Here is a 20,604-nt window from a genome sequence, read left to right as displayed (position 1 = left end):
GTTGGAAAAATGAAAAAACAAATATTTGCAATCATATTTATCTTGTGTTTTTCACTTTATGCACAAGACGAGCTGGTTATCTTTAGTGACAGTCCTGAAGGTGATACGTATTATGATGCATCGTGGGGATTTGCAAATAGTCCAAGTACGCTGGAGTTAAAAGGCGCAGATAATACTAAGTTTCCGGTGGAAGCGGCTTATAGTTTTCAGGGCTCCCATAGTTTGCGCTTAAAATGGAAATCATCTTCGGGTGGAGATTGGGGAATTGCATTCGCCAAGCAAGGCTGGCCGGGGATTAATTTTAATGGCTTTGATTCTCTGGTTTATTGGATAAATGCACCATCGGAAGTACAACAATCGGCATTACCTGATTTGCTTATTGAAGATTTGTCCAATCAAAAAAGCGGAAAAGTTTGGCTTGGCAGTTATCTAAATACTGTTGACTCTTCAACAGAAACATGGCAGAAAGTAAGTATACCGATATCCGATTTCCCTACTGGAAGTGCGGATTTCTCAAACATAAAAACAGTTTTTCATGTTCAAAAAAATAACAATGAAACAGAACACATTGTTTGGATTGATGAAGTCAAAATCTTAAAAAAGGGTGTTTCCGGAGTATCACCGTTTGACCCGCCTTTAATTACACATCTTGATGCACATGACAGCAGGACTGATATTAAATGGCAAGAGAGTCAAAGTTTCATTGCTTATAATGTCTACCGGTCATCAAACAAGGATGATGCTTTCTCAAAAATTAATTCATCATCATACACCTACAATATTTATAGCGACTTTACAGGCATAAATGATCAGGAGTTTTTCTATTATATAACCGGGATTGATCAAAATAGTATGGAAACTTTGCCTTCCGATACTTTGTCCGCAACTCCATTTTCTATGACAAATGATGAGCTTCTTACCTCTGTTCAGGAAGCTACATTTCGTTATTTTTATGATTATGGACATCCTGTAAGCGGATTAGCGAGGGAACGAAAAGGATCTGGTAATACATGTACAAGTGGTGGATCTGGTTTTGGTCTTATGGCCATGGCGGTTGGTGTTGAGCGTGGATTTGTCCCTCGTGACTCTGCGGCAACCCGTGTTCTAAAAATTCTGTCTTTTATGAAAAATAAAGCTGTTCGATATCACGGAGCCTGGGCGCACTGGATAAACGGTCAAACAGGTCAAACAATCCCATTTAGTCAATATGACAATGGCGCTGACCTTGTTGAAACCGCATTTTTTATTCAGGGAGTACTTACGGTCCGCCAATACTTTGATCAAAATAACGCAATTGAAGATGAAATCCGCGCAATTTCAAATGAGCTCTGGGAAGATGTGGAATGGGATTGGTTTAGAAAAGATCCTGCAGAAAATGTACTTTACTGGCATTGGTCGCCAAATTATGGTTGGCAATTGAATCACTCAATCCGTGGGTTTAACGAAACCATGATTGTTTATCTTTTAGCCATCGCTTCACCAACTCATCCCGTTCCAAAAGAGCTGTATGATTTAGGCTGGGCCGGGCAAAATTATACAAACGGTAAAACTTTTTATGGTCATAAGCAGTGGGTCGGTCCAGATAAAGGTGGACCTCTGTTTTTTACTCATTATTCTTTTTTGGGATTTGACCCGCGGGATAAAGCCGATAAGTATTGTAATTATTTTCAAAATAATAAAAATACTTCGCTAATAAACCGTTCTTACTGTTTTGTTAATTCCGGTGGACATACAGGTTATAGCTTTCTTGAGTGGGGGCTGACAGCAAGTGACAATCCTTGGGGATATAATGCCCACAGCCCAACAAACGATAATGGTACTATAACACCAACAGCTGCTTTAAGTGCAATGCCTTATATTCCGGATGAATCACTGGCAACCCTAAGGCATTTCTATTTTGAATATGGTGACAGGTTGTGGGCAGAGTTTGGTTTTAAAGATGCTTTTAATCGTGATCAAGATTGGTTTGCAGACAGCTATTTGGCCATAGACCAGGGGCCAATTATTTTGATGATTGAAAATGCACGCACAGGGCTTTTATGGAATACATTTATGTCCAGTCCGGAAATTGCACCAATGCTTGATTCTTTGAATTGGGTTGTAACCAATCTTGAAAGTGAAAAAGGAAAGTCAGTTTCAAATTTTGAATTAAAGCAAAACTTTCCAAATCCTTTTAATCCTGTTACTCAAATTGAATATCAATTGGCCTCAGCAGGATTTGTTTCTCTGGAATTGTTTGATGGTTTGGGAAAAAAAGTCAGTAATCCCGTAAATACATTTCAGATTGCAGGAAAGTACAAAGTTACAATCAATGCTGAAAACTTTGCCAGCGGGGTTTATTATTATCGCCTTAAAGTGTCCGGCCATAATCCAGGATTGATATATCAGAAAACAGAAAAAATGATATTAATTCGTTAACAATATTTCAAGAACATTAATCAGGTCAAAGTAAAATGAAAATTAAAATCCTATTTTCCATGCTACTTCTAATTAGTCTTTCTTTAATAATTTCATGTAGTCCCGGATTTGAAAAAATTGAAAATCGATACTTTAATCCTGATTTAGTTGAACGTCCTGCAGAATTAATTGATACACTCCAGTATCGCAGCTTCCTATATTTTATAAATGAAATAAATCCTGAAAACGGCCTTGTAAAAGATCGCTCTACAAAAGACTCTCCGGCAAGTATTGCAGCGGTAGGATTTGCTTACCCAATTTGGGCAATTGGTGTAGATCGTGGATGGATTACGCGCGAGTATGCACGACAATTAACCTTGAACAGTTTAAGATTTTTCTGGACTTCACTTCAAAGTACTGATCCATTGGCCACCGGATATAAAGGATTTTACTATCATTTTTTGGATATGAAAAATGGTGAACGCGTTTGGAAATGTGAGTTATCTACAATAGACACCGCACTTCTTTTAGCGGGAATCCGCTTTGCAATGCAGTTTTATGATGGGACTAATCCTGATGAAAAAGAAATTCGCGCTTTAGGTGATTCTCTCACTCAACGCATTGATTGGGACTGGACAACTATGCCCGATGAAAAGTGGTTTGCAAATTCTGTCTCATTTGGTTGGCACCCGGAACAAGGATTTATACAAAGTAGCTGGGTAGGTTATAATGAAGCAATGATTTTGTACATTCTTGCAGCAGGAAGCGGTTATTCAGGTATTGAAAAGGCTTGGCAACAGTGGCTTAGTCATTATAAATGGCAAGAACCCTACACCGGTTTGGCTCATGTAAATTTCCCACCTTTATTTGGGCATCAATACTCTCCCATGTTCATAGATTACCGATATCAATCAGACAATTACATGCAAAATAAAGGCATTAATTATTTTGAAAACGGACAACGTGCAGTCCTAAGCCAAAACTTATACGCAACAGAAAATCCATTAGGCTGGGTTGGCTACGATTCTTTGACCTGGGGTTTAACAGCCTGCGATGGGCCAGGAAATAAATTTAATACGGACACAAATGAGTTCCGGTCTTATTCAGCCCGTGGAGCAAACGGCCCTAATCATATCGAATTTGATGACGGAACAATTGCTCCAACCGCAGCGGCTTCGTCAATCATTTACAACCCAAATCTTGTAATCCCGACAATCCAAAACATGTATCAAAAATATGGCTCTAAAGGTTTATGGAGGAAATATGGGTTCAAGGATGCCTTTAATCCTACTGCAGGCTGGTTTGCATCAGATTATTTGGGAATTGATCAAGGGCCAATAGTTTTAATGATTGAAAACTGGCGCAACGGATTTGTCTGGAAATATATGATGAAAGATCCGGTTGTTAAAAAAGGTTTGTCCCTTCTTGGCTTTACGAAAACATCAGATTATCCCTTTGAGACAGCTATCAAAAAATTTGAGCAGCAGGATAAAACTAATCCTCCACCAAAAGATGCTGTTTTATTTGTAGGTAGTTCCAGCATTCGCATGTGGAAATCATTACAAAATGATATGGCACCGATTAAAACAATCAATCGCGGATTTGGTGGATCAGAAGCTGAACATGCAATTCATTTCTTTGACCGTATTGTTGAACCATATAAACCAAAAGCAATCGTTTTTTATGAAGGGGACAACGATATTGCATCGGGTAAGCCGCCGGTTGAAGTTTTGGTTCATTTCAAAGAATTCTGCAGGCAGGTAAATCAGAAATTAAAAAATACACCGGTTTATTTTATCTCGATAAAACCAAGTATCGCCCGTAAAAAAGTTTGGCCACAAATGCAGGAAGCAAATGCCCTAATCAAAGAGTTTTGCGATACCAGACAAAATGTTTTTTACATCGATACAGCAGCTGGCATGCTAACCGAGACAGGCGAAATCCGTGATGACATTTTTATCAAAGACATGCTGCACATGAATGATACAGGATATAAAATCTGGGCTGATTTGGTAAAAGCTCAATTGCAGAACACTCAATAATCAATACTATCTAATCCAATTGTGGCTTTTAATTATTTTTAAGGAATCTTTCTCTCCCAATTTTAGTTTTCCGCATAGTTAACAAATCTTACAATAAGCTAAGAAACCCATAACATCTATTTGATTTACAGGAACAAGATATTTAGATTCAGCCCTTCAATTTTGAAGATGGGTTGATTATTTAAGCAACAAAGAAAGGCAAATAGTAAATGAGTGTAGACACCCAGGAAAAGAATCAGAAACTAAAAAAACGAATTACCATCCGTTTTGCCGGCGATTCCGGCGATGGGATTCAACTTACAGGAAGCCAGTTTACCAGCACAACAGCTGTATTTGGAAATGATCTTTCAACATTTCCTGACTATCCTGCTGAGATAAGAGCACCGGCCGGGACACTTTTTGGAGTTTCAGGTTTTCAAATTCAGTTTAGTAGTGACAATGTTCATACACCAGGCGATGACAGCGATGTTTTAATCGCGATGAATCCGGCAGCCTTAAAAGTTAGCCTTTCAACCTTGAAAGAAAATGGCATTATTATTGTCAATAAAGACTCTTTCACAACCCGTAATTTAAAATTAGCCGGTTATGATGAAAACCCGTTGGAAGATAGAAGTCTTGACGGTTATCAGGTTTTTGATGTCCCAATTACTACTTTAACGCGCGAATCGCTGATTGACTCTCCATTGACTTCTAAAGAAAAGGATCGCTGTAAAAACTTTTTTGCTTTGGGAGTTGCTTACTGGATGTTTACCCGCCCGATGGATACAACCCTTGAATGGATAAAAGCCAAATTTAAAAATAAACCGGATATTATTGAAGCCAACTCTCAAGCTTTAAATGCAGGCTATTCGTATGCATTATCGACAGAGATATTCACTACCTCATATCATATTGAACAGGCAAAAGTTGATCCGGGGATTTACAGAAATATAACAGGAAATGAAGCAATAGTGCTTGGCCTGATTACAGCTGCAAAAAAGGCAAGTTTGGAATTGTTCATGGGAGGATATCCAATCACACCGGCCAGTGATATTCTACATTATATGGCAAAATACCGTAATTATGATGTAAAAACTTTTCAGGCTGAAGATGAGATTGCCGGAGTTGGAGCAGCCATTGGCGCATCGTATGCCGGAGCTTTGGGGGTAACAGCATCGAGCGGTCCTGGAATTGCCTTAAAAGGCGAGTTCCTGGGTTATGCGGTTATGATGGAATTGCCACTTGTAGCTATAAATATTCAACGAGGTGGACCCAGTACCGGTTTACCTACAAAAACTGAACAGGCCGATTTGTTTCAGGCGCTCTATGGCCGTAACGGTGAAGCGCCAATCCCTGTAGTAGCCGCACAAAGTCCTGCAGATTGTTTTGATGCAGCATATGAAGCAGCAAAAATCTCTGTACAATTTTCAACACCGGTTTTTCTGCTTTCGGATGGCTATATCGCCAATGGGGCAGAGCCCTGGCTTATTCCAGATCCGGATAAAATTGATGAGATTAAAGTAAGATATGCTGATCCGAATAAAGAATATCAACCTTATTTGCGTGACCCGGAAACACTTTCCCGTCATCTTTCAATTCCGGGAACAAAAGGGCATGAACACAGGCTTGGTGGGTTGGAAAAAGAAGACATCAGCGGTAATGTGTCTTACGATCCGGACAATCATGACAAAATGGTGCGTTTACGAGAAGAAAAAGTAAACAAGATTAGAGATTTTGTTGAAGATCCTCAAATGGATGGACAGGAACAGGGCGATCTTTTAATAATTACCTGGGGCAGTACATACGGCACCATGCGAAATGTTGTTGATGAGATGCGTAAAAATGGTGATTCGATTTCATGGTATCATTTGCGTTGGATAAATCCACTACCACAAAATCTGGCTAAGTTTATCCATAATTTTAAACATGTGATTATTCCTGAATTAAACATGGGCCAACTAATCAGGGTTATTCGTTCAGAATATCTTGTTGATGCAAAACCTATTAATCAGGTAAAAGGTTTACCATTTAGTACAAATGAAGTTATAGATGCAATAGATGAGATTATGAAAGGTTCAAATAATGCCTGAGAATGTAGTAGCAAATCAAAATGTTTCTAAACTGACAAAAAAGGATTTTACATCCGATCAGGAAGTTCGTTGGTGCCCGGGTTGTGGTGACTATTCCATTCTTGCACAAACGCAAAAAGTTTTGCCAGAGTTAGGAATTCCAAAAGAAAACATCGTTTTTGTTTCGGGTATTGGCTGTTCCAGTCGCTTTCCATATTATATTGATTCCTTTGGGATTCATGGTATTCATGGACGCGCGCCGGCTATTGCATCGGGAATTAAGCTGGCAAATTCTGATTTAAAAGTTTTTATAGTTACCGGTGATGGTGACGGACTCTCAATTGGTGGCAATCATCTGATTCATTTATTCCGCCGCAATCTTGATGTGACTGTTCTCTTGTTTAATAATAGAATTTATGGATTAACAAAAGGGCAGTATTCTCCAACGAGTGAACGTGGTAAAATTACAAAATCTTCACCTTATGGCTCCTTGGAAAACCCTTTTAACCCTGTTAAAGTGGCTCTCGCAGCAGGCGCAACTTTTGTAGCACGCAGTATTGATAGAGAACCCAAACATTTAGCAGATATTATTAAGCGGGCGTCTGAACATACCGGCACATCGTTTGTGGAAATCTATCAAAACTGTAATATTTTTAATGATGGTACTTTTGGTCAGCTAACAGATTCGAAAACCAAAAAAGATCATGTAATTAATATGGAAGATGGGAAACCGTATATCTTTGGAAGCGAAAGTGACAAAGTCCTTGCGTTTGAAAATGGCCAGTTTCATGTGGAAAAATACATTGAATCTGATAGTCAAATTATTCATGAACCCAAAAAGATAAATACGTCTATCGAATTTGCTTTGGCTGAATTGACAGAAAATGAACAATTACCAGCACCTATCGGTGTTTTTAAAGAAGAAGATAAAAAAACATATGACGGGTTATTGATCAAACAGGTAAATAATGTAAAAGAAAAGCAAGGTTCAGGCGATTTAAAGAAGTTGTTATTCTCAGGAAATACCTGGGAAATAAAATAGGCCCCTTATATGTTTACTGATTTCGCTCAAACTGCATTAATAAACCCAAATTCAAAAATTCTTATTGTCGATGATACACCAGACAATATAGAAACTCTTGAACAAATACTTGAAGATTTTAATTATAAAATCTATAAAGCATATAATGGTGATGAGGCTCTTCAAAAGATTGATGAAGTTGAACCAAATCTTGTTTTGTTAGATGTGATGATGCCAGGAAAAAATGGTTATGAAGTCGCTAAAATTGTAAAGCAAAATGAAAAAACCAGGTTAATTCCTATCATTATGTTAACAGCTCTTGATGGTCAGGATGAAAGGCTAAAAGGATATCAGGTTGGTGTGGATGATTTTATTTCCAAACCTTTTAATATTTTTGAATTACGTGCAAGGGTTCGAAATCTTCTACAGCTACACTCTTATATAAGTGAACTTGATCATGCTGAGCAAATAATCTTTAGCCTGGCCCGAACGGTGGAAGCAAAAGATAAATATACAGAAGGTCATTCGGAACGACTTTCTAAAATGAGTTCCAATCTTGGACGAAAAATAAATCTTCCTGAACCAGATATGACCATACTTAGGCGTGGCGGAATATTGCATGATATCGGAAAAATAGCTATTCAGGATTCCATACTGCAAAAAAATGGCCCACTGACTGATGAAGAATATGAAATTATCAAAACTCACCCCGCAGAAGGCGAACGAATTTGTGCTCCTTTAAAAAGCTTGAAACCAATTTTGCCCGTTATTCTTTATCATCATGAGAAATATGACGGTAGCGGTTATCCAACAGGTTTAAAAGGCAGTGATATCCCAATTCACGCAAGAATTATGGGCATAGTCGATTGTTATGATGCTTTAACCACAACCCGTTCTTACAGGCCTTCTATGTCTGTAGATAAAGCGCTTGGAATTATGGAAGATGAAACTACGATGGGGAAATGGGATCCTTATCTTTTCAAAAAGCTCCTTGAGCTTGTTGAAGACATGGAGCTCTTAGAACCTGTATAAATAGTACTTAAACCATAATTTTTAAAATCCTCCCCATTCACTATTTAAAATTGGTTTGTAAATAAAACCAAATCTATTTAAGTTAAAATTTCTATTTACTAACTCATAAAGAAAAAGATTATGCGACTAGTCCTTACTATATTTTGGATTATTTTAGCCTTTTTTATTTTGTGGATTTTCACACTCAATATCAATCAGACTGTTGATATAAATTTACTTTTCGCAGAATTTGAAAAAGTAAATCTTGTTACAGTAATTTTTAGCTCTATTTTTTTAGGGTTTGTGTTTGGAATTATTTTTTTTCTCATTCAGTTTGCCAAATCAAAAAAAGAAAATTTTCAAATGAAAAGACAAATTAACGCCTTACAAACGGAGTTGGGAAATTTACAAAATTCTGAAAAAGAATCTCTGGAAGCAATTAACCCGCCTATTGAAGAAGAGGGTGGAGATGAATTAAATAAAGATAAAAATGAGTTGTAACCGGTTATGTGGAATTCCATATTTAAAATTATATTGCCGGTAATTTTTTTATGTTTGCCCCTTCATGTTTATTCCCAAACAAATCAAGAATTGTATCAATTATACCAAGAGAAGAATTATAATCAATTAAAAGAAAAGTATGAAAAGGTTAAAGCAAATTTATCAAAAGCCGAACAAATATTTTTTGACACTATTTTTATAAAAGATGCTGAAAAAGCATTTCAAGTCTATAAAGATCTGTTTCAGGATTCCAACGGTAAATTGAAATATTACTGCGGTGAGCGGTTAAAAGATTTTTATTATGCAAAAGGGTATTATAGCACAGCATCAGATTATGAAAAATACCTGGTTGATAATTCTCACCTAATTGAAGAGAAAAGTTTTTCAAACGCAAATTATGATTCTGAAATAATAGATGAGGAAAAACTATTTATTCAGGTTGGCGCATTTGGGTTAAAAGAAAATGCTAAGCAAATGAGTGATATGCTTAATACCCAGAAAATAAAATCAAAAATAAAAATACGCCATGTGAACAATAAAGATTTATTTTGTGTATGGGTATTAGGCAAAGAGGATTTTAAACAAACATTGAAACTTGCAGATGAATTAAAGCAAAAATATCACCTGGATTATAAAATTATTAAAGAGTGAGGTTATAAATGGATATCGAACTTTTAGGCTCAATTCCCTTGTTTTCTGAGCTTAGTGATGAGGATTTGGAAAGTATTTCAAAGCAAACCGTTCGACAGGTTTATAAAAAAGACAACATGGTGCTTATTGAGGAAGAGATTGGTTCCACAATGTTTGTTATCCTGGATGGAAGGGTGAAAATATCACGGATTAGTGATGAGGGTAGAGAAGTCATTTTATCTATTTTAGTAGATGGCGACTTTTTTGGTGAAATGTCTATTTTGGATGGCCAAACAAGAAGCGCAAATGCTGTAACCCTGGAAGATACTGAGATGCTTATCGTTCGCAGGGAAAATTTTTTACAAATGCTTTATGATTATCCACAAATTGCTATTAACCTGTTAAAAGAACTTGCCCATAGATTGCGCAGAAGTGATTCACAAATAAAAAGTTTGTCTTTGCAAAATGCCTTAGGACGTGTAGCCTCTACCATCTTACGCATCGCTGATGATTCCGGGACAATAAAACATGGTAAGGTTGAAATATCCAGTTTACCGCCTCAGCAAGATCTGGCAAATATGGCCGGCACAAGCCGTGAAACAATTTCTCGTGTTATAAAATCATTGAATCAACTGGGTTATGTAAAAAAAGAAGGAAGCAAACTAATTATTTTGGAATATGACCGTTTCAGACAAGATTTCTCCTGAAATATCTGATGAATACGCGTCAAATTTCAATCTGCCTTGTTTCAAATAATGAAGAAAGGTTGACCAAATATCTCAATCTATTAGCTGATCCAACAAATAAAATTACTGCAGGGACCTTTGAACAGGCTTTTCATGAAATTTTTATTGAAGAAAATCCTGATCTTTTAATTCTGGACATCACATCCTACGATAATTTTGATTATAGAATAATCGAACCTTTACGCTCGCAAAATAAATACGCAAACCTGCCATTTGTTTTTTTACTCGCAGAAAGCCAACTCCATTTAGTTCAACAGCTTTATAAAGTTCCGCACAACAGGGTTCTGGTTGAACCTGTAAATAAATACCTGCTCATTTCCGAGATAAACAATTCAGTCCATTTAAATAATCTTGAACGCCGGGTTAACCTTTACAAAGATATTGTAGATGGTGAAAAAAAGCTTATTTCCTATATGGATGAGTTGTTGGAGTTAAACAGGCTAACGGAGCTCAAAACCAAAGTTGACGTATTGAATTATCTTCAAACAGGCCTTGTAAAAAAGCTTGAGCTCGCATTGGCAGTGGAAATGTGTGTAGTTGGAATTTATAATGAGAAGAAACACAATTTTATAATTCAAATTTTCAGCCAGGATGGCAAGGAAATTACAAAGAAGTTTTCGATTTCTATAAAAAACTCAAAAATCAAATATCTTCTTAAAGATAATTACCCGTTAATATTTGAAAAAGATTTATTATCAGATCCGTTTGTTCAGGAATTTGAAGAATTGTTAGGTTATAAAATTTCCGGGATGCTCGTAACTCCACTTGTACTTTTACACCAACCAATAGCGTGTTTTATTTTAATAAATAAATTATATCGAACGGATTTTTCTGAAAATGATTTGGCTTTTACAACAATTGCTGCACAAAAAATAGTATATCATTTAGAATTATTAGAGATAGTTGGAAAGGATGAATCAAGCTCATTACTACAAAATATGCCGATTGATTCTGTAGCTAAAAACTCCCTGCTTTTAGAAAAGGTATTATCTGCGGTTGATTTTGGCCTTGTTATATTTGATGAAAGCCAGAAAATCCATTATTACAATCCGGCTTCCAACAACATCCTCCGCTCTAAAAAAACACCGGCAAACCTTCAGGAAATGTTTGATCCAAATGCTTTCGAGCAAATTGAGGATTCCATACAAAGCGGTGAATTTCCAGTTGTCAGAAAAGAAATACATCTTCACTTCAGCAAAGAGTCTGATTTTTATATTGGCTATTCAATTTATACAATGAAATGGGATTTTAATAAAACCTATTATATTCTGGTATTCTCGGAGATTTCTCAAACCAAACGTATACAGGCAGAAATTATACGTATGGACCGCATGGCCTCGTTGGGGATTTTAAGTTCCGGGATTGCCCATGAAATTCGTAATCCACTTGCGGGAATAAAGGCCATGGCCCAAAATATGGAAGAGGAACTTCCCAAAGGCTCGCACACCCTGGAATATGTTTATCGTATATTAAGACAGGTCGACAGGCTGGATACATTATTGCGTTCGTTCTTTTCTTATGCAAAACCCACAAGGCCTGACCCCAAAGAGTGCCATATAAAATCCATAGTTGACGAAGCACTTGGACTTTTTACGCGAAAATTGAGAGAAAAAAATATTACCGTTTCTCAATATTATGCTAAAGATTTAGGCCAGGTATTTGTTGATGCCAACCAAATTCAACAGGTTCTAATTAATGTTATTTTAAATGGTATCCAGGCGATGGACTCAGACGGAGAATTAAATATTTCGGCGGACAATGCCCAAAAGCAGATTCCAACAATAGATCGTAGAAAACGTTCTCCAGGCCTCTTATCGGATAAGTTTATTGAAATATCGATCAAAGATAGCGGTACCGGATTTGATGACGTTTTAAAGGAAAAAATATTTAATCCCTTCTTCACAACCAAATCCTCCGGAACAGGGCTTGGCTTAGCTATTGTTTACCAGATTGTACGAGAGCATGGTGGCCAGATTGATGTTGATAGCGAGCAAGGGAAGGGTACTACTTTTAAAATCCTTTTACCGGCCTCGGCAGGAGGAGGAAATAACAGCCTAATTTCATAAGTTTTATCGAATTGACACAATTTAAGCGATTAAGTATATTCGTTTTGTGCGATTAAATTAACATTCCAAAATACTAACCAGAAAAATATAATTTAATTGTGTTTAAACCTACAAAAAAGCACAGAACGTTCGATCTACAAAAAAGGCTTGGAGATTTTTCGTATTTAAAGCCGGAAGAAGATCAACGCATAAAATTTGAACGATTGCCAAAAAATAAAGTGAAATCAATCTGGTATTACCTGGCAGCCTTTGTTATAGTATTATACTTTTTCTTTTATTTAATAAATATTTAGCACCTTAAGGACTGGGAGAATAGATCAAATGATCCAAATAGGAAAAATAATAAAGAAAGTACCTATTTTTAGAATGCTTGGAAAAGAGAGCATTGACTTTATCGTCGAGCGGTTGAAGTTTAAAACATTTGCAGCTGGTGAAGCCATTTGTAAAACCGGTGACAAAGGTGAAGAGATGTACATCATCATCAGTGGTGAAACTGATGTGCAAGTAGGCGAACCCGGTAAAGAAGTTGTTGTGGCAACACTTAAGTCTGGAGATTATTTTGGTGAAATGTCCCTTTTAACAGACGAGCCGCGATCAGCTACAGTCCTTTCAAACGATGGATGCGAAACTTTTGTTCTTTATAAAAATGATTTTGATGTTATTCTGGAACGCTTCCCATCGATTGCGCTAAGCATGACAAAAATAGTTAGCCAACGTTTGAGCGATACCAATAAAAAAGCTGCAAAATTGCCTAAGCCGGAAGATATTGATACAAAAGGCGGTAAAGGTCCAACAGGAGATATTAAAGACATCGCTCTTGTTGATTTAATCAGCTTTTGTGAGAGTAATTCTCTTACTGGTACAATGAATCTCGTAAATGGAGCGAATAAAGGGCATTTTGAGTTTCAGCGTGGAAACTTAATATCGGTTAAACTTGGTGATGTAACCGAAGATGAAGCTCTGGACACGATGCTTGGCTGGAATGAAGGTAAATTTGATATTACAGTAAGTCCGCTAAATCTTGGCATTGAGGCTGAAGAATCTGACGAAGTTGAGACTAAAAGCATTCTAATTGTGAATAATTCATTGGTCGTACGCAAAGTTATTGAGCGTGCCTTCAAAGGATTAGGGTATATCGTTGATACAGCTTCAAATGTTGCAAATTCTATGGAAAAAGCCGGCTCGTTAAATCCGGATTTGATTATATCCGATGTAAAATTATCTGATGGAAATGGTGTTGATTTTATAAACAAAGTGCGGGAAGAAAAAGATCTGCCATTTATTTTTATAACGGATGATTCCATTAAAGCAGAGTTTGAAGGGCAAATAAAACAACTTGGTAATGCAGAACTTACAAAAACGCATGAAGTTAGTGAAATTGTAAAACTTGTTGAAAACACACTTCTTTAATGTATAAAAACTCAGTTGAGCAACTTAAGAGTATTCCTCTTTTTACCTTTGTGGAAGAGGAAGAATTAGATTTAATTGCGGAAAAACTAGAACCACATACTTTTCCTGAAAATACCCTTGTCATAAAAGAAGGTGATCCAGGTGATTGCCTTTATTTAATAAAAAGCGGCCGTGTTAAGGTTTTTGCAAATCACGAAGATCTTAGCCAGGAAATTGTATTATCGTATTTAGAAGCCGGTGACCATTTTGGTGAAATGGCCCTGATTTCCGGCGAACCACGATCAGCCAGTGTAGTATCTGTAACCGAAATTGAAGTTTGGGAATTAAACCGCGCAGTTTTTGACGGCCTGATAATGAATAACCCAAACATCACTTTAACTTTAACTCACCTGTTAACCCAGCGTCTCAAAGAATCTAATATTGCCCGCAAAGAGTCTGAAGAATATTACGAACAAAAATTTATGCCTCATGGAGAACTGGAAGAAATTCATGTTGTCCAGTTGTTAAAATATGCTGAAGATAATTCTTTAACCGGAACAATTGTTGTTAGCAATAATGAATCGAAAGCAAAATTTCACTACAAAAAAGGGCAATTGATTAAGCTGGAATTTGGTGAGATGGAGGAAGACGAGGCGATGGATATCATTCTCGAATGGGAGAAAGGGTCCTATCGAATTGAGCCAACTTTAGTTTCTCCCGAAGTGCATACAGATAAAGCCATCGAACCAAAAGAAGAAAATGTTAATGAAGAAAAATCTGAGGATACAAATCTTCAAATAATTCAGAAATATCTGCATGAAAAACTATCTGACTTTATCCATTTTGCAGGTGCAAGAATTACCCAACGTGCTATCAACAGGTCTTATCATAATTTTGAAAAGTATTTCTCGATAATTAATGAAATTAAAATTAAGGTATTGCCTGAGCTGGAAATTGACTTTAATATTAAAAAGGCCTGGAGTGATAAACACACGCTTCTATTGGCAATTATTGTGCGGGATTTAGTTGCCGCCGTGGACAGGGATGTAATTGGAATGATGTTTTGGACACCCCGGTCGACAGATGCAAAAATTAACTCTTTTCTGGAAAGCCTCGATTTTTTTGAATATTATGAACAATCAAATGAGTTAGTGGCTTAACGAGGAAGGCGATCCTCTAAAATATTCATTGCTTCTTCTACAGTATCCACAAAGTTAAATAGCTGCAAATCCTCCTCAGAAATAGTTCCCCATTTTACCAAAGCATCAAGATTCAGAACATCCGTCCAGTAATCTTTTCCAAAAATAATTATTGGCATTTTTTTATTAACTTTCTTTGTCTGGATAAGTGTCAAAGCTTCCATTAATTCATCAAGTGTTCCAAATCCTCCTGGAAAAATAACAATCGCCTTGGCAAAATAAACAAACCAATATTTACGCATAAAAAAATAATGAAACTCAAAACTTAGCTCTTTTGTAATAAAGGGATTCGGGTATTGCTCCATCGGAAGAGAAACATTTAAACCGACTGAACGCCCATTGGCCAGGACAGCGCCTTTATTTGCTGCTTCCATAATTCCCGGACCTCCACCCGAACATACAAAATACTTTTGCTTTTTTGTTGCTTCATCCAAAGTCCATTCAGTTATTCTTTTTGAAAGTTCAACAGCATCCTCATAATATTGAGACATTTTCAAATCATTTTGAGCCTGAATTAAAGCAGCCTTATTTTTGTCATTTACATGTTTGAAGTGGAGCTTCTCTGCAGCGTCTACTTTTTCAACAGCTTCTTCTTTAGATAGTATCCTTGCTGAACCAAAAAATACAATAGTTGCTTTTATATTATGCTTTCTAAAGCGGTAAAAAGGTTCAAAGTATTCAGCCTGAATACGTAATGGACGAGCATTTTTGCTGTTTAAAAATTCATTGTTTTTATAGGCTTTATCTGGTTTATGTGGAGTTGTCATTTAGTTCCTTTAGTTATTTTGCAGTTTTAAGACCGCTTTATTTATTTCTGTTTTAAATTGTTTATGCTGGCTTGCCATTTCTTTTATAAATGCGTCTTCTTCAAATTTCCCCAAAACTGCTTCCATTTCTTTTCTATTGCGGTACACAGATTGGCGAAACGGATTTGAATAATCTTTTATTCGGGCATCTTTTGTCCATTGCAAGATTTGTGCATCTGTGTTTGTTGCATTGGTTAGCAGTTCAATAATATCAATAGTAGAAATATTCTTTGCTGATTTCTTTTCTTTTTGTAACCAGCATTGAATTGCAAAATCCCTTTTTTGATATTTATATTTTTCCCAAAGATCGTTATAGCGTTTATGAACAGATGGCCAAGAGTTTAAATCACCCTCTTTTATATCGGCGATTATTTTTAAATAATCATTTTCTTCAATAAGCTGACCGCCAAAATTCATCCAATTTTGAGATAAGCAGCTTTCCTTAAAAAGCGAATCAATGTCTTTTACACCATCTTTTAGGATGTATTTCAAAATCTCTTTTGCTGCAAAATACGAGAGCATCAATTTATACAGCCAAATGGCTTGAAGCGGTTTAATAACGAGTACTTTTTGTTTGGGGGCAATATCATTTAAATAAATATTTCGCAATTCCTGTTTATCAAAGTTGCTTTCATCAACAAAAGGAACTTCTCCTGTTTCAGTCTTTACAGCTTGTTCAAGAATTTCGATTCCAATCAATATTTCAGCAACCGAGTCCGGAGCCAGGTAATCCATCTCAATATTTTGTTCCTTTTTCACACGCTTATCACGTTTATTAAATTTCCAGGAATTTCTTGCCAAAGCATACATATTATAGCGAAACCAGAAAGCCGGAAAAATTTGTAGCTGTCCGGATGACGAATCTATACTCATTAACGAAAAGGGCAGTTTTACATTGAGCTCCGTTTCATAAGATCCTTTTGCAATTAAAGAAAAACAAGCAAACCGAGAGTTATGTTTATAGCTTGAATTTAGTCCGGGCCAAAAACCACGTCCGGCCAATATTTCACCATCTGCAGCCCGGGAGTTATGATTAGAACCAATTGTTGCACCGGCAGCGATATTTGATTGTCCCAGAAGGGTAGAGGCGATTAAAAAGGAGTTGTTGTGATGTTGTTCATGGAAAGGAAAGATGAGATTGCTCAAAACCTCACAACAGGCAATTGTAGAATTTGATCCTACGAAAGTATGCTTTACCCTTGCACCCAATTCGATTTTTACATTTCGGCCGGTTACAAAATTTATACATTTTGGCCCATGAACAATTTTATTTGAATAACCAACAATTCCATTGATTAGTTCTGCAGCATCACCAATTTTTGTAGGTTCTTCTTTATTTGAAAGAACAGTAATATTCTTAAGAAGTGTGGCTCCAATTATTTCAACATAACTACCAATTTTAGAATCTTCAATTCGTCCAATATTCTTTAAAATACTATTTTGACCAATACGTCCAAGAGTATCGTTATTATCAAAAGTATTATCTGTAATCAGGTTTAGCTTTTTTAAAAGTAAAGCATCTTCCCTAAAACGAGACCACAAAAAAGCATCTGCTGGCAAAATGCTTTCAAATGGTAAAACTTGCCTCCCACCGTTCTCATTTCCTATCTCAAGAGAGTCTTGCTCACCAGATTCTGTCTGACAACCATTCCCAAAAGAAGCTGTGTTTGAACAGTTTATTTCAGAAATATTAAAAAGCAGGGAATCATCCTCGATAAAATAATTGTATAGATTATGGACATTTTTTATGGCACAATTTTTTCCAATTATTGAATTGTTTAAACAAGAATTATAAATGCCGGTTTGTAAAATAGTGTTTTCATGTTTTACTTGTTTTTTCTTTATGGAATCGATATAAACAGGACCGTAAAACTCACAGTTTTTTATCAAAGTTAAATCAGTAGTTTCAGAAATAAATACAAACTCCCAATTATCTGAGTAGTTGTTACTTTTTTCAAGTAGTTCAATTTCGTTATTCTTCAAATTTCTGAATTTCTTTCCGGATGGAAATTTTTTTAATAACAATTCCTTTTGCCGATTTTTTTTATTTAAATCACCGTTCATTATTAAGCCTGATTTTTTTTAATTGTAATTTTATGCTATATTCAGAGTTGTATCTATTAACATCATTATCGTACAAATTTAAAATATCACTTCCTTTATTAATAAAAAAGATATTAGAATACTTATCCTACTAAAATTAAGATAATTACAGGTTTTTTATGTTGCGAAAAGTTGGTTACGGAACAAAACTCGTCAGGGATTATAATGAGTTAAATATTTTACGGTTTATAAAATTGTATGGACCGCTTTCCAGGGCTCAATTATCAAAAAAATACAAAATTTCAAAAGCAACCGTTTCAGAAATAATTACAAAACTGATGGAAGTCAATTTCGTTAAAGAAATTGGCATGGGTAAATCAACAAAAATTGGTGGCCGTAAACCAATCCTTTTAGAATTTAATCCTAAAGCAGGATTTGCAATTGGTATTGAAATCAAACGCGATCATGCCCGAGTAGCACTTACCGATTTAAACGCACACATATATAAGCAAAATACCATTGAATACCCTGAAAATGTATCCCTGACAGATGTCTTAGTTCTACTGTTTCCATTAATAAGTGATTACTTAAAAGAGACGTGGGTAAAATCTGCAAAACCGATGGGTATCGGCGTCTCAATTCCCGGCTTAATCGATTATAAAAAAGGTTGTATTTTAGAATCGGACTCATTAAAAGAGTGGGAAGGCGTATTAATAAAAAAGATTTTTGAAAAAGAATTTGGTATCGAAACTTTTATTGAAAATGATGTTAAGGCGATTACTTTTGGAGAATCGCGGTTTGGAAATGGGCGCAACTACAATAACATGATTTACCTGTGGGTTGGTGATGGGATTGGTGCGGGTATTGTGATTAATGGTGAGTTATATCGTGGTGTCAGCGCGAGTGCCGGTGAAGTTGGCTTTTATGAATTGGGCTATTATATCCAAAATGAAGCAGAGTTTAAATGGCTTTACAACGGGCATAAAACATTTGGAGATATTCTGTCTGAAAAAGTACTTATCGAGGGTGCTTGTAAAGGAATCCGGGAAAACTTTGAAACAGGCATGAAAGAAAATGAGCTAAGTATTGAAACCATAATGGATAAAGCATTAGAAGATGATCCTTTGGCACTGGAGTTGATTAAAGAGTACGCAGGTATTGTTGGGATTTTATGCATAAACCTAATCAATACGCTTAATCCGGAAATCTTGTTGATTGGTGGAGACCATCTTGCATATAACACCAGGCTCATGGAGTATATCCGTGAACGAGTTAAGAAGGATGAGCTGCATACACCAATTCTTGCTGTAAAAATTCAAAATGCCGGACTAAAAGATGTCTCTGGTGTGCTTGGATCTGTTGGCCTTGTACTTGATGATATTTTTTATAGTGAGCAGTTAAACCTTGGTCGATACCGGGCTATTTTTGGAAAAAGCTAATATGCCCTTAAGGCTATTTTACTTCCATTATCATTGAATTAGTTTATAACCTTCCCTAAATTATCGCTTCACAAAAATTAAAAAGACTTAGTTGAAGTTTTCGTTAAAACATACAGACCAAAAATCAAAGGCCAGAGCAGGGCTTATTGAAACAGATCATGGGATGATTGAAACCCCGATTTTTATGCCCGTTGGGACACAGGCTTCTGTAAAAACACAATCACCTAAAGACCTGAACGATTTGCAGGCCCAAATAATCCTTGGGAACACATATCACCTTTATATGCGACCCGGACAGGAGATAATTTCTTCCTTTGGCGGGATTCACAAGTTCATGAACTGGGATAAACCGGTTCTTACCGATAGTGGCGGTTTTCAGGTTTATAGCCTAAAAGAATTACGCAAAATAGATCAAAATGGAGTTCGTTTTCAATCTCATTTAGACGGGTCTTATCATACGTTTACACCTCAAAGTGTATTAGAAACACAACAGCATATTGGTTCGGATATAATGATGGTTTTGGATGAATGTCCTCCTCATGACGCAACATTCGAATATGTCGAGAAGTCAAATAAATTAACTTTGAAATGGGCACAGATTCAGCGTGATTTGTATGAAAAAGGTGGTTCAATCCATGGTTATGATCAATGGCTATTTGCGATTGTTCAGGGTGGTACATTTGATCAACTTCGTGAAATAAGTGCCACGGAACTTGTAAAAATGGATTTTCCTGGTTATGCAATTGGCGGGTTGGCTGTGGGTGAATCTAAAGATAAAATGTACCATACAACAGATTTTTGCACAGATTTTCTACCAAATGAGAAACCGCGTTATTTGATGGGTGTTGGAACACCGCAGGATTTACTGGAGTGTGTTGAACGTGGTGTTGACATGTTTGATTGTGTGATGCCAACACGAAATGCCCGCAATGGAACTGTTTTTACCTGGGATGGGAGGGTTGTAATAAAAGCAGGGCGTTATAAAACATCTCAGGAGCCATTAGACAAAAACTGCGATTGTTATACATGCAAAAATTTTAGCCGGGCATATATTCGCCATTTGTTAAACACAAGTGAAGTTCTTGGAATTTGGTTAACAACGCATCATAATTTACATTTCTATCTTCAACTTATGCGGGAGGCGCGGAATCAAATTTTAGTGAACAAATTTTCAGATTGGAAAAAAGACATTCTAAAAAGCATGGAATAAATTTCAGATAATAATTAAGCTTTGAATATTAAAATTTACAAACTTTAAAGGAGCAA

General features: G+C 36.3%; 15 protein-coding genes. 13 read left to right on the top strand and 2 right to left on the bottom strand.

The annotated features are described in order from the left end of the window. Positions 1-9: 9 nt before the first annotated feature. The 11 genes from HND50_02640 (at position 10) to HND50_02590 (ending at position 15,011) form a co-directional block, all read left to right on the top strand. Positions 10-2,418 carry a T9SS type A sorting domain-containing protein gene (locus HND50_02640; GenBank protein ID NOG44095.1) on the top strand — a complete coding sequence of 803 codons (2,409 nt, stop codon included), beginning with the start codon at positions 10-12 and terminating at the stop codon, positions 2,416-2,418. Between the two features lie 35 nt (positions 2,419-2,453). After that, on the top strand, positions 2,454-4,439 hold the full coding sequence (locus HND50_02635; protein NOG44094.1) for a hypothetical protein: 1,986 nt from the start codon (positions 2,454-2,456) through the stop codon (positions 4,437-4,439). A gap of 209 nt (positions 4,440-4,648) precedes the next feature. Further along, positions 4,649-6,508, top strand: coding sequence for a 2-oxoacid:acceptor oxidoreductase subunit alpha (locus HND50_02630; protein ID NOG44093.1), 1,860 nt, complete (start codon positions 4,649-4,651; stop codon positions 6,506-6,508). After that, positions 6,501-7,529, top strand: a complete 1,029-nt coding sequence (locus tag HND50_02625; protein ID NOG44092.1) for a 2-oxoacid:ferredoxin oxidoreductase subunit beta — start codon at positions 6,501-6,503, stop codon at positions 7,527-7,529. The genes HND50_02630 and HND50_02625 overlap by 8 nt, the downstream gene beginning before the upstream one ends. Positions 7,530-7,568: 39 nt before the next feature. Further along, positions 7,569-8,540 carry a response regulator gene (locus HND50_02620; protein ID NOG44091.1) on the top strand — a complete coding sequence of 324 codons (972 nt, stop codon included), beginning with the start codon at positions 7,569-7,571 and terminating at the stop codon, positions 8,538-8,540. A 120-nt stretch (positions 8,541-8,660) separates the two neighbouring features. Beyond that, positions 8,661-9,020: a LapA family protein gene (locus tag HND50_02615; GenBank protein NOG44090.1), complete on the top strand. Its 360-nt coding sequence runs from the start codon at positions 8,661-8,663 to the stop codon at positions 9,018-9,020. A 90-nt stretch (positions 9,021-9,110) separates the two neighbouring features. Then, the gene (locus HND50_02610) at positions 9,111-9,671 is read left to right on the top strand and encodes a hypothetical protein (GenBank protein NOG44089.1); all 561 of its coding nucleotides are present in this window, start codon (positions 9,111-9,113) and stop codon (positions 9,669-9,671) included. Positions 9,672-9,679: 8 nt separating this feature from the next. Next, positions 9,680-10,357, top strand: a complete 678-nt coding sequence (locus tag HND50_02605; protein ID NOG44088.1) for a Crp/Fnr family transcriptional regulator — start codon at positions 9,680-9,682, stop codon at positions 10,355-10,357. A gap of 8 nt (positions 10,358-10,365) precedes the next feature. Beyond that, positions 10,366-12,462, top strand: a complete 2,097-nt coding sequence (locus HND50_02600) for a hypothetical protein (protein NOG44087.1) — start codon at positions 10,366-10,368, stop codon at positions 12,460-12,462. A 321-nt stretch (positions 12,463-12,783) separates the two neighbouring features. Beyond that, positions 12,784-13,872 carry a cyclic nucleotide-binding domain-containing protein gene (locus HND50_02595; GenBank protein NOG44086.1) on the top strand — a complete coding sequence of 363 codons (1,089 nt, stop codon included), beginning with the start codon at positions 12,784-12,786 and terminating at the stop codon, positions 13,870-13,872. Then, positions 13,872-15,011, top strand: a complete 1,140-nt coding sequence (locus HND50_02590) for a cyclic nucleotide-binding domain-containing protein (GenBank protein NOG44085.1) — start codon at positions 13,872-13,874, stop codon at positions 15,009-15,011. The genes HND50_02595 and HND50_02590 overlap by 1 nt, the downstream gene beginning before the upstream one ends. On the opposite strand, the gene HND50_02585 is transcribed toward HND50_02590, so the two are convergent. Together HND50_02585 and HND50_02580 are read right to left on the bottom strand one after the other, a co-directional pair. After that, positions 15,008-15,817: an LOG family protein gene (locus HND50_02585; GenBank protein NOG44084.1), complete on the bottom strand. Its 810-nt coding sequence runs from the start codon at positions 15,815-15,817 to the stop codon at positions 15,008-15,010. The genes HND50_02590 and HND50_02585 overlap by 4 nt on opposite strands. Positions 15,818-15,826: 9 nt before the next feature. Then, on the bottom strand, positions 15,827-17,839 hold the full coding sequence (locus tag HND50_02580) for a DUF4954 family protein (protein NOG44083.1): 2,013 nt from the start codon (positions 17,837-17,839) through the stop codon (positions 15,827-15,829). 239 nt (positions 17,840-18,078) lie between these two features. Here HND50_02580 and HND50_02575 point away from each other — a divergent pair, with 239 nt between their 5' ends. Both HND50_02575 and tgt read left to right on the top strand, forming a co-directional pair. Then, positions 18,079-19,338 carry an ROK family transcriptional regulator gene (locus tag HND50_02575; GenBank protein NOG44082.1) on the top strand — a complete coding sequence of 420 codons (1,260 nt, stop codon included), beginning with the start codon at positions 18,079-18,081 and terminating at the stop codon, positions 19,336-19,338. A 91-nt stretch (positions 19,339-19,429) separates the two neighbouring features. Continuing rightward, complete coding sequence (gene tgt / locus HND50_02570) at positions 19,430-20,548, top strand: tRNA guanosine(34) transglycosylase Tgt (protein ID NOG44081.1); 1,119 nt, start codon at positions 19,430-19,432, stop codon at positions 20,546-20,548. Positions 20,549-20,604 lie beyond the last annotated feature (56 nt).

It is taken from the genome of Calditrichota bacterium (assembly GCA_013112635.1).
Lineage (GTDB): Bacteria > Calditrichota > Calditrichia > Calditrichales > J004 > JABFGF01.
Note: the sequence above shows the minus strand (reverse complement) of the source record. Positions and strands in the feature narration are given on the sequence as shown.